Below are 12,538 nucleotides of genomic sequence, written 5' to 3'. Positions count from 1 at the left end.
AATACCGGGGACGATCTGGCTTCGACGTGGGTTGCAAAGCAGCGCAGGGCATACCGAGGACCAGAATACCTCGTAAATACATCTGGAAAAAAATAGTCGCAAACGACGAAAACTACGCTTTAGCCGCTTAATACGGCTAGCCTCTGCACCGATGGGCCTTAACGTCGGGTCTGGCAACAGACAGCAGAGTCATTAGCAAGGATCGCGTTCTGTAGGGTCACTTTACAGAACGTTAAACAATAGGTGACTCGCCTGCCATCAGCCCGCCAGCTGGCGGTTGTCAGGTTAAATTAAAGAGCATGGCTAAGTATGTAGAACTGTCTGTAGAGGACTTGCGGACGCGGGTTCGATTCCCGCCGTCTCCACCATCTTCCGGTCTCACCAAGACCAACTTGGACCAGCTAAGACCCAGGTAAAACCGGGTCTTAGACCCGGTCTTACAAACCCACCACTAGTCTCGGTTGGTCTCCAAAAGCCTCGGTTGTGGCAAAAAAATGACACAAATTTGCCACAAGTCATTTTTGCCGATAACCACACCGCAGCGTATGGCACAGAAAATTGTCTTCGAATACGACGGCACATTTATCAGCGAACTCTCCCCGATTGCCGGAGATTTGACAGCTCACTATATCAAAACGGCTGAACGCTCAAGTTTCGAGCAAGAAAAAAAGAAAAAGTATCAGGTCTTGCGATACAACATCCACGCTGCTCCTTCTCTATATTCTCAATTGTTGCTTACATTAATGCAAAACGTGACACTTATGTGTGGGCAATAGATTTCGCAATCAGGATGAATGGCCTTATAAATGATGCTCAATATCCATGCGGCCATGTAGGATACGCACAATTTCTATTTGATCTTTTCCTGCATGGCGAAAAAAGATTAAATGTTTACCTACTCCGTATTTATAATAGCCTTTACGAATTTCAAAGCATGAACGACCTATTTCCGGTTTGCTCGCCAAATCATGAAACGCTGAATCGAGTTGACTCAGATAGCGCCTTTGTTGCTTCTCACCCCATTCTTTGAGTGTATAACGACCAATCGAAAGCATATCAGCCTTTGCCTTCTGTGTAAGTGTGAATGATCCCATCTACTTTTCATCTTCCAATTCATCCAGAATGTTTTGCAATGAATAATCAGACGTGCCGCTTTGTTCACCCTCAATCAAAGCATGGCGCAATGCTTCCAGTTTAATTTCGCGTTCCTCAAGCAAACGGAGTCCCGCCCGTATGGCTTCGCTGGCCGAGCCATAACGTCCGGTTTCAACCTGGTGCGCCAGAAATTTCTCAAAATGCTTACCCAATGTCACACTGGTATTTTTTTGCACAGGCATAACAATCTCCATCAAACACTTTTTGATACCTAATTATAATATTTATTGGTATAATTGGCAATTAAAGCCATTAAATTCGAAAAACTGTGAGATTTTTTTCAAAAGGTATCAGGTCTTGTAATGCAACGTCTATACTGCTTCCCCTCTATATTTTCAGTTGTTACTTACATTGAGATGTGTTGTCAAATATGGAGTCCATCGGGTAAATTCCAGCAAAGGTACGTAAAGCCCAATGGATAACTATCCGTCTACAAGCGCCCACTTTTTCCCAGGCGTCGATTAACCATCCAGCGGTAGAGCGACGACAGCAATGGTCGAATCACTGGCAAACCGATGAACCAAGCCAGCGGTTTTAGGCGCGGCACTCGGGCCATCAGCAAAATATAGGCATCCAGTTCGGAAAATACCTGTTGGCGTTCATCGCGCACATGCAGCTCGGTCATGGCCTTGTAGGGATCGATGCCAATATCGCGCAGATGGGCATCCTGCCCAGTGATATCAAACCAGCACACATCTTCACCTTCTTTTCCCGCCAATTTCTCATAGTTTTTTCGGTCTTTGATGCAACTTGGGCAAGCGCCATCGTAGTAGACGGTAATCTTTTTTTTTGATTGATTCATATCAACACACCCTGTGGTGAAAAATAACAATCTACCGCGAACAATATATTGACATCCTCCCCTTCCTAAACGAAGGGGATTCCTAGCGACTTATTAAGCCGTTAAGAGTAGGTTTGTATTGCTACTGTCTACTGGTTCCTGCTTCTTAGACGAAACTAACGTTTCAACTCCACAGGCTAACAAGCGATGTCCTCGCTCAAGTACATTCAAGGCACCTACCAAGTCGGCATTGGCTTTAAATCCACATTCTGTACATTCAAAAGCACTTTGGCTTTTGCGATTGTCACGACTAACATGTTGACATCTAGGGCAGGTTTGAGAGGTGTATTGAGGGTTTACCTTCAATACATCCCCGCCTGAACAAGCCTGTTTATACTCCAAGAACGAAACGAACATTCCCCATCCTTGGTCAAGAATGGATTTGTTTAGACCCGATTTCGCTTTGACGTTTTTACCATGCTTTTCAACACTGCCCTTGGCACTCTTAGACATGTTTCCTATCTTTAAATTCTCAACTACGACCATTGCGTGATTTTTGCTGATTTCGGTTGAGGTTTTGTGTAAGAAGTCTAAACGAGCATTGGCAATACGCTCATGCAGGCGGGTAATGATTTGTTTCTGCTTTTTCCAGTTAGCAGAGAAACGGACTTTTTTAGACAGCTTACGCTGTTCAAAAGCCAGTTTCTTTGATAACTTTCTGAAACTGTTTAAAGGTTCTACGTATGAGCCGTCTGACAAGGTTGCAAAGCGGGTAACGCCCATATCAACACCAATCATACTGGTTGAGCTATGACGCTTTAGCTCGGTCTCGTACTCAGTCTGAATCGACACGTACCAATAACTGCCTTTACGGGAAATCGTCATATTTTTAACGTCACCAATGACTTGGCGTGAATTACGATATTTCACCCAACCGATTTTAGGCAAGAACACTTTGCAGACTCTTGCTCCAGCTTAAATCCTTGTGGATAACGAAAGCTGTCACTCAAACCTTTTTTCTTGAATTTTGGAATCCGTTTTAAAGGCTGTTTTTTATCAAAACCGTCTTTGAACGCTTTTTCTAAGTTTTTTAAGGCTTGTTGCAACGGTTGAGAATGAACGGTTTTTAGAAATCCATAATCTTCTGAGGATTTCCATAGCTTTAGCCAAAATGACAACTCGTTGTACCAAAGCAATGGCTGTTTCTGCTCTAATCTGAACAGATTCATTGCTAAGGCTTTATTCCAAACAAACCGATTAGCACCCGCAAACTCAACCATCTTCTGTACTTGGTCAGAATTTGGATTGAGTCGAGATTTAAAGGCTTTGCGTATAATCTGCTTCATGGTTATAATTATACAAAAAGGAATTTGTCTATGCAAGTTAATAACGATGTAAGAACAGGAAGACATTGCGTTTTTAATCTTCATGTTCATTTGGTCTTTGTAACAAAATACCGTAGAGATGTTTTCTCCGGAAGGGTATTAATTGATTTGGAAGAAATATTTAAAAACGTGTGTTTGGATTTTGAAGCAGAATTGGTGGAATTTAACGGTGAGCATGATCATATTCACCTTTTAGTTAACTATCCACCAAAAATTGCTATTTCTAACTTGGTAAATAGTTTGAAAGGCGTTTCAAGCCGACTTATTCGCAAAAAGAATTATCCCGAAATTAAAAATAAGCTTTGGGGTAATATGCTTTGGAGTCCAAGCTATTTTGCGGGTAGTTGTGGTGGAGCACCATTCTCGATTATTAAGCAATATATTGAACAACAGCAAAGACCGCATTAAACAGGCTTCGCCTGTGCGCTTATATCTCCGCCCTGAAGGACGAAGTTTTAAGCGCTATTTGATAAACACAAAAAAGAATTAACAAACCGTACTGCTTTAGGGTTTCAAGAAAAAAGGTGTCAGGTCTTACAACACAACACCATGTTGCTCCTTCTCTCTATTTTTAGTTGTTGACTTACATTAATGCAAGACGCGACCCCTATGGGCGCGACCCCTATGTGCGGCTTCTATGTACACCAGGCCCTGTCGGCGTATCTCCAACAAAACACGCGCGCAGCTCGGCAAATGTCGAGACGATTACCCTGAAACAATTATTTTGGGCTGAGTTAATTCTGCAAGTTGATCTATGGACAACTGTCGTGTTCGTTTGGGTTAACAAATGCTTGTTCGAATTATTGCGGAAAGTATATGGCCTGTCATAGAATCTCTATTTTGATTTGTGTATGCGTCGCCTTGTGATAACCACAAGCACCGCAACGACAAGAGGATCGGTACGGATACCATGCAGAATTTCTTAGAGCTTCACCTCAAACCAGAGTCCCGGATGCGGTACGGGTTGCCCGACATTTCGTACCCCACCCCGGCGGTCAATATGCAGTCGGTCCCGTTCGCGGATAGTGAATCACCCCTGCTGGCCGTGATGTTGCATGGACTGCAGCAGCGTAATCGGGCTGGCGAGGCCCAATATGGCAGCAGAAGGGTCTTGTCACCCGACCAGCCGCCCGCGTGGTGACGGAGTTGGGCATCGACTACGCACTACCCGATCAGGCAGACCCGGAGTCTGTCTCTGGAAAAACCAGCGAAGCGGAAGAAACCCAGACATCAGTACCGCCACCGGCCTGGCGCAGCGAGCGCCAGCAACCGCACACTGCCCAGGGGCGCTTTCGGGGCTGCCTGTTGGGTGGCGCAGTCGGCGATGCACTCGGCGCACCAGTCGAGTTCATGACGCAAACCCAGATTCTCCACCACTTCGGCCCCAAGGGCATCACCCAGTACGCACCGGCTTACGGTGGGCTGGGGATGATCACCGATGACACGCAGATGGCTCTATTCACCGCAGAAGGGCTGATCCGAGGTTGGGTGCGCGGCTGCCTCAAAGGCATCACGACCTATACCGACGTGACGGCCCATGCCTATCTGCGCTGGCTGCAAACCCAGGGTGAGCGCCCGAACCGCAATATTCGTTTCGGTACTGATGAGCCTGGCTGGCTGTTTCAACAGCACCAGCTGCACAGCTGTCGTGCGCCGGGCAACACCTGCCTATCCGCTCTACAGGCGATGCGCTCCCTCGGGGAACCCGCCCGCAACGACAGCAAGGGCTGCGGCGGCGTCATGCGGGTTGCACCGGTCGGATTGTTCGCTTGGCGCCAGCACACATCGTCCCAGGACACCTTCCGGCTGGGCACCGAGCTGGCAGCGCTGACCCACGGCCACCCCACCGGGGCACTGACTGGTGGCGTTCTGGCGGTGCTGATCCAGTTGTTGACGGATGGCGCTGCGCTGCTCGAGGCACTGGCGGCTTCCAAGGTCATCCTGCGGGCGGAGGCCGGCCATGAGGAGACGCTGCGTGCGATTGAGTTGGCCGAGGAGCTGGCTATTTCCGGCTTGCCGCATGAAGAAGCCGTTGCCCGGCTGGGTCAGGGCTGGATCGCGGAGGAAGCACTGGCGATCTCCATCTATTGCGCGCTGGTCGCCCGTAACTTTAAGCATGGCGTGATCCTGGCGGTAAACCACGATGGCGATTCCGACTCGACCGGATCGATCGTCGGCAACCTGCTGGGCACCATCCATGGCGTAGAAGCGATCCCGGCCGAATGGCTAGAGCCGCTTGAACTACGCGACGTCATCACCGAACTGGCAGACGACCTCTACACATTCATAGACTGGGAGATCGGCTGCGATGAGCACAGCGAAAACAAAGCGTTGAATCAACAAATCTTACAGAAATACCCGGGATCTTGAGATGGTATGAACCAACAAAGCGGAAATCGATGGGACCCATCTGGCGCGCCCCACAAGAGATGGCATTGTATAGATGTCGTCAACCCGCCAAATGTCCAGCAACGAGAAGATCTGCTACATCCACATCATAGAGCACCCCGACCTGGACGAGGCCAAGCTGACGTTGTTCGATGACCTTTGATCGACGACCCAGCATGACGAGCAGCTGTGGGCAACAGGCGGCCCCGTCATAGACAAGGGCATCCCAAACAAAAGACCGCTGCATAACTGGTTATCTTGGGCTGGGAAAGATTTTTAAGTGTTTGATTTATCAATGCTGCAAGTAATCAGAAAAGCTCAAAAACACAGTTATGCAGCGGTCTTAACAATGAAGACAGGCTTGATCCAAAGTCCGGTGAACCGATGTCAATACGCGTTCAATTCGTTCAATTCTGCGGATAGGAATCGAACTGAGACCCAGTCTCTCAAATCATCCGCTAAATTAGATTATTACTAATCCGGATATCCTTGCATCAACGATGATGACCGCCTCTATGGCCGCCTCTCCGATGCCCACCGCGATTGCCTTTATGACCGCCGCCACGATGACCGCCATCGAAATGGCGATGCCCGCCACGAAAGTGCCGATGGCCACCATGGGAGTGGCGGTGTCCACCACGAAAATGCCGAGGCCCACTACGAAAGTGCCTAGGCGCACCAAAGAACCGCTGATTACCGTAAAATGGCGATCGATATCCGTAACTGGCTCTAACCCCGCCATAATAGCCCGTTCCTCCATATCCATAATAAGGCGGCGCCACACACCCGCTCAGAAAAAAGATCGTCATTACGGCAAAAAGAATAATCCATTTTTTTGCATTCATAGTGCACCTCCAAAACATCCTCAAGGGAGCTGACTATTTTTTTAATTTCAAAGTCAAAACAATTAAGTCAGCAACTCAATATCCAATCCTGGCTGCTCATTAATCCATACCGGGAGCAAACTGATAGCACATGAGTTTCAGACATTGTATGATCTTAAAGCTGAATAGCAGCTGAACGCACCGCCTACCGGCAGTGAACAATCCCAGGCTTATTGAATGCGACTATATTGAATGCGACTACGGGTAACATAGCGCATTATCATGGGCAGAAAGCGGACATCCCGACGATATCCCAATCCAAGAACCGGATCAGATACAGATAATATCGGTTATTTTTTTGAACTTCAGGTGTTATGATAAATCACAAGATGACGTCCACCTTGGGTGTTACTCAGCTTTCTGACACCTCCCTTTTCGGAATTAGAGTGATCCTGACGGCGGACTTACTACGCATAACTGTTCACGATCACCTCTTTCAGGAGAAAATTCATTGAAACGACGCACTGTGTTACAAGGCTTTAGCGTCCTGGTCGCATTGCCGCTCATCCCCGCATGCTCACGCTCACCAGGGGCTGGTGAAGCATCCAGCCTGATTACACCCCTCAAAAAGCCGCATGAAGAATGGCGCGCATTAGTCTCACCCAGGGCTTATCAGATACTCTTTGAGGAGGCAACCGAACGTCCGGAATCCAGCAATCTGGTTTACGAGGATCGTGACGGCACCTTTATTTGCGCCGCCTGCTATCTGCCGCTGTTTGAAAGCGCGAATAAATATGAAAGCTGGACCGGCTGGCCCAGTTTTACCCAGCCTATTGCCGGGCACGTAGCAACCAGGATTGACTTCAAGATGATCTGGCCACGCACCGAATACCACTGCGTACGTTGCGGCGGACATCAAGGACATTTATTCAGCGATGGCCCGCCACCACGCGGCGAGCGTTGGTGCAATAACGGCATTGCTTTAAAATTTGTGCCAACAGATGAACCCCTGCCCGCACTTAGAAGCTGAGGATATTAATTGATGCCTCATCGGCTTACTAACAAGTACGTGTCACGTGCCGGGGAGACATCATCATTGACATTCAAAGGAAACGGATGGCTCTGTGCAACATTACATGTGCCGTCAGAGCTACAAAACACGCTATTTTTATATATATTCAGGCTTACCATCTTTTAGAAAACGATGAAAAATGAAAACTGGCTGAGGCGCTGGAAGCAGGAGGCGATTGGCTTTCATCAGGATCAGATTAACCCCTATTTACGCCAATACTGGCCAGCATTGAATCTTTCTTCCGGCAGCGAAGTGTTTGTGCCGCTGTGTGGTAAAAGCCGCGATATGCTCTGGCTGCGTCAACAGGCACATGCCGTATTGGGCGTCGAATTAAGCCCTATCGCGGTACAAGCCTTTTTCAGGGAAAACAATCACACGCCACAGCGCATTGCACGCAGATCTTTCGATCAATTTGAAACAACGGATATCCGTATCTTATGCGGTGATTTTTTCGATCTGAGCAAAGCGGATCTGGCGAAGATCAGCGCTGTCTATGATCGCGCATCCCTGGTTGCATTGCCGCCTGCGATACGCAAGCATTATGTGCGTCACCTGCTGCACATCTTGCCTCCGGCAACACAAATACTGCTCATTACTTTCGACTATCCCCAGACGGAAATGTCCGGCCCGCCATTCTCGGTGACTCCGGATGAAGTCACCGCGCTCTATCATGAACATGTCGAAATAAAACTGTTAACGCAATGCGACGTGCTCGCCCAGAATCCACGCTTTCAGAAACGCGGACTGAGCCGCGCGCAGGAAAGCATCTTCATGCTGACATTACCGGATTAACCGGGTGGATATTCTGGCTGACCGGATCGCGCCGTTGACCTACATTCGCAACGACCCTCACCCATATCTGCCCCTATCAGCCAGCCCATACGAAACTCCTGCCATACACAGACAGGCCTGTCATCTTGATTGATTTCGGGTCAGGATAATTGCTACGTTAATGGGCAACGCGCCACGGTGCAATATCCGATCCAGTAATGAGTTGGTGATTGTGCACATTAAATCCATCAAAATCCGCTCGCTCACGGGCGCTGATCAGATGGCGGCCCGATGCAACATGAATTTCGGCCTGCCCCGCTGCGACGGCAACCTCATTATTTCCATCCTTGTGCATCTGGATACTAAAACGTGAGCCAACATTCCGGATGAATGCTTTACCTACTTTTATTTCCGGTTTATCAGCCATATCCCCCTTGATCTCAAAATAGACATTCCCCCTAAGCACCTCAATCTGCGGCGGCTGCCTGTTGGTTATGCCAACAGAGCTATTTGCATCCAGCGCAATATGAATATGGGGTGCGGCCATGATATTCAGACGCTCATCAGCTGCCGTCTCATAAAGTCGGGTCGACTGCGGATTTGCAATATACCAGGCCAGTAAGCCCAGAAACATCCCAGTTCCAATGATCGTGCAATGTAATAAAAAACGCCGCCAACTGAAAACAAAGGTGTGGGGCGATGAAATAGGTGGTTTGGTTATCGGCATAGGTCATCCGTCTAGATAAAATATCCAATTACACTATAATTTACACCAAAAAAACCAGCTTTAAAACTTATCTTGAATAGAAATCGGGTATCAACCCTGCTTCATCAGGCTTGATCATGCCAAGGTTGAAGAAAAATTATACGACTTTCAATATCTCTCGTCTATCCCCCATGAACACACCATCACGTCGTATCGCACACCTCGACATGGATGCCTTTTATGCGTCCGTCGAACTACTCCGTTATCCGGAGTTACGCGGATTGCCTGTTGTCATTGGTGGGCGAATGGATCACCGGCCTGTCAGGCTGGCCGACGGCAGCTTGCATTTCTCCAGGTTACACGAATATGCCGGTCGGGGCGTTATCACGACTTCCACTTACGAAGCGCGGGCGGCGGGTGTGTTCTCTGGCATGGGTGTCATGAAGGCGGCACGACTTGCTCCTCATGCCATTTTACTGCCGGTTGATTTTGAGATCTATCGTCACTATTCGCGTCTGTTCAAAACAGCCGTTGCTCGGATTACCACTCAGATTGAAGACACCGGTGTTGATGAAATATACATGGATCTCAGCGATCTGCCGGATGACACCCCGACACTCGCACAACGTATCAAGCAAGCAGTGCGCGATGCAACCGGGCTCTCCTGCTCTATTGGTATCACGCCCAACAAATTACTGTCAAAAATATGCTCAGACCTTGAGAAGCCGGATGGCCTCACCATTCTCGGCATGCCGGACATTCCCAACCGCATCTGGCCACTGTCCGTACGTAAAATCAACGGTATTGGTCCCAAGGCTACCCAGAAGCTCGCATCACTGGGCATTACCACTATTGCCGAACTGGCGCAGGCCGAGCTGAATTTTCTCCAGATCCATTTTGGGCGCAGCTACGCCATATGGTTATCTGAAGCATCCCATGGAATCGACACACGGCCACTCATCAGCAATACCGAACCCAAATCAATCAGTCGGGAAACGACTTTTGAACGGGATCTCCACCCCCGTTACGACCGGCCTGCTTTATCGGAATTCTTCACCGCATTATGCAAGCGCGTGGCAGCGGATCTTCAGAAAAAAGGGTATGCCGGACGCACCATCGGTATCAAGCTGCGCTTTGAAGATTTTCATACCGTGACACGAGATGTGACATTGGCGACACATACGGCCGACCCCATCTCCATACGCCGCGCAGCAGGGGAATGCTTGAAACGAGTGCCCCTGAAAAAAAAGCTCCGGTTACTCGGTGTACGCGTCAGTGCACTCGCCACCATTCATTCCCTGCCAACCCTCAATACTTCGCCTCAACAAGAATTGTTATTGGCACCTTGTTCTCCATTCCCTGCCTCTGAATAAGCTTGTCTTCAATAAGCGTTACCCTCAGGAGTACAGCCACTCTGCTAACAGATTCCATTGATTCAGGCGCACCACAGAAACGAGCTGCTATCCAGCAGGAATGATCGTTTAAGCACGTACTACACCCATTTATATCCGCAATCATCAAAACAAAACAGATGTTTAGACCCCCGCCACCTTCCCCCATGAATCGCGCAATGTCACCGCACGATTAAAGACAGGTTTACCTGGTCGGGAATCGATGCGATCCGCTACAAAATAACCATTACGTTCAAACTGAAAACGCTGCTCAGGTTCTGCCGCGCTAAGCGAAGGCTCCACATAAGCGCTGATCGTTTCCTTCGAATCCGGATTCAGAGAGGCTTTGTAATCCTGATTGCCGGCACCTGGATAAGGATCAGCAAACAGACGATCATACAATCGGATTTCGGCTGACTGAGCATGCCTGGCCGAAAGCCAGTGAATGTTTCCCTTGACCTTGCGCGCAGTAGCGCCAGCAGTACCGCTTTTGGTCTCGGGATCATAGATACAATGCACGGCTTCGATCTCACCTGCTGCATTTTTCACTACCTGTACGCATTTTATAATATATGCATAGCGCAAACGGACTTCGGTTCCCGGCGCAAGGCGGAAATAACCTTTGGGAGGCGTTTCCATAAAATCATCCTGCTCAATATAGAGTATCTTTGACAGCGGTACGGTACGCTTTTCCCATTCCGGTTTTTGCGGGTGATTGGGTGCATCGCAGGCTTCTTCCTGATCATCCGGATAATTATCAATAATCAGCTTTAATGGTTTGAGTATTGCGATACGACGTGGCGCACAGGCATTCAGATCTTCTCGCAAGCAGTCTTCCAATACGCCCATATCTATCCATGAATCCGCCTTACTGACGCCGATACGTTCGATAAACAGGCGAATTGATTCAGGTGTATAGCCACGACGACGCACTCCAACCAGCGTATTCAAACGCGGATCATCCCAGCCATCAACATACCCCCCATCCACCAGTTCGATTAACTTGCGCTTACTCATCACGGTATAGGTCAGATTCAGACGCGCAAATTCAATTTGCTGGGGATGACAGGGTACTTTTTCCTTGAGTTGATCCAATATCCAGTCGTAAAGGGGCCGATGGTCTTCAAATTCCAGAGTGCACAGCGAATGGGTAATATTTTCCAGTGCGTCGGAAATACAATGCGTATAGTCATACATGGGATAAATACACCACTTGTTACCCGTGCGTTGGTGATGAATATGCCGGATACGATAGATAACCGGGTCACGCATATTCATATTAGGCGCAGCCATATCGATTTTAGCTCTCAATACATGCGCACCATCCGGAAACTCTCCTGCTCTCATGCGACGAAACAGGTCGATATTTTCCGCCACGGGGCGATCCCGATAGGGACTGTTTTCACCTGGGCTGGTCAGAGTTCCCCGTTGCTCACGGATCGCTTCACCGGTGAGGCTGTCCACGTATGCTTTTTTCTGACTGATCAGATATTCCGCAAACGCATACAGCTGATCGAAATAATCAGATGAATAATACTGGTGTTGTCCCCAATCAAAACCCAACCATACAACGCTATCACAGATCGAGTCAACATACTCCTGCGCTTCCTTTTCTGGATTGGTATCATCAAAACGTAGATGACATGTGCCGCGATAATCGTGGGCCAAACCAAAATTGAGACAAATGCTCTTGGCATGGCCAATATGCAAATAACCATTTGGTTCGGGAGGAAAGCGGGTTTCCACGCGTCCACCCCATTTCCCCGTGTGATTATCCTCTTCAATAATGCTGCGTATAAAATTGGAAGAAACCGGTGTTGCAGGTGAGTTCATTGCAGATTTATCTTTCAAAGTTAGTCTCTCGGAATAGGATTTATGATATTTTACTGATCAAATCTCTCGTATGGATGGCACAGGCTGTTTTTAATTATCAGGACACATCCTGATAATTATCGAAAGAATTATAGCGGGCACAGATTTAAAATCCACCCGATCCATTTGATTCTCTAAAAACTACAGGCCATTCAGCCCGACAAATTATCAAAATAATGCGGGACACCAAACA

Annotated in this window: 14 protein-coding genes and 1 other RNA gene; 7 read left to right on the top strand and 8 right to left on the bottom strand. The window is 48.3% G+C overall.

All coding sequences use genetic code 11. From position 1 onward, the window contains the following. Positions 1 to 6: 6 nt before the first annotated feature. Positions 7 to 368: a transfer-messenger RNA gene (gene ssrA / locus BUQ89_RS07600) on the top strand. A 177-nt stretch (positions 369 to 545) separates the two neighbouring features. Next, positions 546 to 776, top strand: coding sequence for a hypothetical protein (locus BUQ89_RS07595; RefSeq protein WP_143772756.1), 231 nt, complete (start codon positions 546 to 548; stop codon positions 774 to 776). 24 nt (positions 777 to 800) lie between these two features. On the opposite strand, the gene BUQ89_RS07590 is transcribed toward BUQ89_RS07595, so the two are convergent. From BUQ89_RS07590 to BUQ89_RS13935, 5 genes are all read right to left on the bottom strand, one after another. Beyond that, positions 801 to 1,094, bottom strand: a complete 294-nt coding sequence (locus BUQ89_RS07590) for a type II toxin-antitoxin system RelE/ParE family toxin (RefSeq protein ID WP_028461771.1) — start codon at positions 1,092 to 1,094, stop codon at positions 801 to 803. Continuing rightward, entirely contained in the window at positions 1,095 to 1,337 is a 243-nt protein-coding gene (locus tag BUQ89_RS07585) for a type II toxin-antitoxin system ParD family antitoxin (protein ID WP_036573213.1), read from the bottom strand. Positions 1,338 to 1,585: 248 nt separating this feature from the next. After that, positions 1,586 to 1,957, bottom strand: coding sequence for a thiol-disulfide oxidoreductase DCC family protein (locus tag BUQ89_RS07580; protein WP_028461773.1), 372 nt, complete (start codon positions 1,955 to 1,957; stop codon positions 1,586 to 1,588). A 93-nt stretch (positions 1,958 to 2,050) separates the two neighbouring features. Then, entirely contained in the window at positions 2,051 to 2,890 is an 840-nt protein-coding gene (locus BUQ89_RS07575) for an RNA-guided endonuclease InsQ/TnpB family protein (RefSeq protein ID WP_218612784.1), read from the bottom strand. Beyond that, on the bottom strand, positions 2,863 to 3,282 hold the full coding sequence (locus BUQ89_RS13935; RefSeq protein ID WP_218612783.1) for a helix-turn-helix domain-containing protein: 420 nt from the start codon (positions 3,280 to 3,282) through the stop codon (positions 2,863 to 2,865). The genes BUQ89_RS07575 and BUQ89_RS13935 overlap by 28 nt, the downstream gene beginning before the upstream one ends. Before the next feature lie 30 nt (positions 3,283 to 3,312). Here BUQ89_RS13935 and tnpA point away from each other — a divergent pair, with 30 nt between their 5' ends. Further along, positions 3,313 to 3,729, top strand: coding sequence for an IS200/IS605 family transposase (gene tnpA / locus BUQ89_RS07570; protein WP_074202557.1), 417 nt, complete (start codon positions 3,313 to 3,315; stop codon positions 3,727 to 3,729). Positions 3,730 to 4,467: 738 nt separating this feature from the next. Then, positions 4,468 to 5,691 carry an ADP-ribosylglycohydrolase family protein gene (locus BUQ89_RS07565; protein ID WP_245812938.1) on the top strand — a complete coding sequence of 408 codons (1,224 nt, stop codon included), beginning with the start codon at positions 4,468 to 4,470 and terminating at the stop codon, positions 5,689 to 5,691. Between the two features lie 512 nt (positions 5,692 to 6,203). On the opposite strand, the gene BUQ89_RS07555 is transcribed toward BUQ89_RS07565, so the two are convergent. Next, on the bottom strand, positions 6,204 to 6,554 hold the full coding sequence (locus tag BUQ89_RS07555; RefSeq protein WP_143071273.1) for a hypothetical protein: 351 nt from the start codon (positions 6,552 to 6,554) through the stop codon (positions 6,204 to 6,206). 490 nt (positions 6,555 to 7,044) lie between these two features. Between BUQ89_RS07555 and msrB the strand changes: the two genes are divergently transcribed. Continuing rightward, positions 7,045 to 7,563, top strand: a complete 519-nt coding sequence (gene msrB, locus BUQ89_RS07550; protein WP_028462171.1) for a peptide-methionine (R)-S-oxide reductase MsrB — start codon at positions 7,045 to 7,047, stop codon at positions 7,561 to 7,563. A 174-nt stretch (positions 7,564 to 7,737) separates the two neighbouring features. Continuing rightward, on the top strand, positions 7,738 to 8,397 hold the full coding sequence (locus BUQ89_RS07545) for a thiopurine S-methyltransferase (RefSeq protein ID WP_028462170.1): 660 nt from the start codon (positions 7,738 to 7,740) through the stop codon (positions 8,395 to 8,397). 157 nt (positions 8,398 to 8,554) lie between these two features. Here the strand turns inward: BUQ89_RS07545 and BUQ89_RS07540 are convergent, their stop codons facing one another. Next, positions 8,555 to 9,103, bottom strand: coding sequence for a FecR family protein (locus tag BUQ89_RS07540; protein WP_028462169.1), 549 nt, complete (start codon positions 9,101 to 9,103; stop codon positions 8,555 to 8,557). 170 nt (positions 9,104 to 9,273) lie between these two features. Here BUQ89_RS07540 and BUQ89_RS07535 point away from each other — a divergent pair, with 170 nt between their 5' ends. After that, a complete protein-coding gene (locus BUQ89_RS07535; protein ID WP_028462168.1) occupies positions 9,274 to 10,455 on the top strand; it encodes a DNA polymerase Y family protein in 1,182 nt (393 codons plus the stop codon). 162 nt (positions 10,456 to 10,617) lie between these two features. On the opposite strand, the gene BUQ89_RS07530 is transcribed toward BUQ89_RS07535, so the two are convergent. Further along, the gene (locus tag BUQ89_RS07530; RefSeq protein ID WP_028462167.1) at positions 10,618 to 12,306 is read right to left on the bottom strand and encodes a glutamine--tRNA ligase/YqeY domain fusion protein; all 1,689 of its coding nucleotides are present in this window, start codon (positions 12,304 to 12,306) and stop codon (positions 10,618 to 10,620) included. Between the last annotated feature and the right edge of the window lie 232 nt (positions 12,307 to 12,538).

It is taken from the genome of Nitrosomonas cryotolerans ATCC 49181, assembly GCF_900143275.1.
Classification (GTDB): Bacteria; Pseudomonadota; Gammaproteobacteria; order Burkholderiales; family Nitrosomonadaceae; genus Nitrosomonas; species Nitrosomonas cryotolerans.
The sequence above is the reverse complement of the archived record's forward strand: the minus strand, read 5'-3'. Positions and strand labels throughout refer to the sequence as shown.

Bases quoted from the DNA above. Each gene is read 5' to 3' on its own strand.
- BUQ89_RS07595 (WP_143772756.1), top strand. From the start codon at position 546: ATGGCACAGAAAATTGTCTTCGAATACGACGGCACATTTATCAGCGAA.
- BUQ89_RS07590 (WP_028461771.1), bottom strand. From the start codon at position 1,094: ATGGGATCATTCACACTTACACAGAAGGCAAAGGCTGATATGCTTTCG.
- BUQ89_RS07585 (WP_036573213.1), bottom strand. From the start codon at position 1,337: ATGCCTGTGCAAAAAAATACCAGTGTGACATTGGGTAAGCATTTTGAG.
- BUQ89_RS07580 (WP_028461773.1), bottom strand. From the start codon at position 1,957: ATGAATCAATCAAAAAAAAAGATTACCGTCTACTACGATGGCGCTTGC.
- BUQ89_RS13935 (WP_218612783.1), bottom strand. From the start codon at position 3,282: ATGAAGCAGATTATACGCAAAGCCTTTAAATCTCGACTCAATCCAAAT.
- tnpA (WP_074202557.1), top strand. From the start codon at position 3,313: ATGCAAGTTAATAACGATGTAAGAACAGGAAGACATTGCGTTTTTAAT.
- BUQ89_RS07555 (WP_143071273.1), bottom strand. From the start codon at position 6,554: ATGAATGCAAAAAAATGGATTATTCTTTTTGCCGTAATGACGATCTTT.
- BUQ89_RS07545 (WP_028462170.1), top strand. From the start codon at position 7,738: ATGAAAAATGAAAACTGGCTGAGGCGCTGGAAGCAGGAGGCGATTGGC.
- BUQ89_RS07540 (WP_028462169.1), bottom strand. From the start codon at position 9,103: ATGCCGATAACCAAACCACCTATTTCATCGCCCCACACCTTTGTTTTC.
- BUQ89_RS07535 (WP_028462168.1), top strand. From the start codon at position 9,274: ATGAACACACCATCACGTCGTATCGCACACCTCGACATGGATGCCTTT.
- BUQ89_RS07530 (WP_028462167.1), bottom strand. From the start codon at position 12,306: ATGAACTCACCTGCAACACCGGTTTCTTCCAATTTTATACGCAGCATT.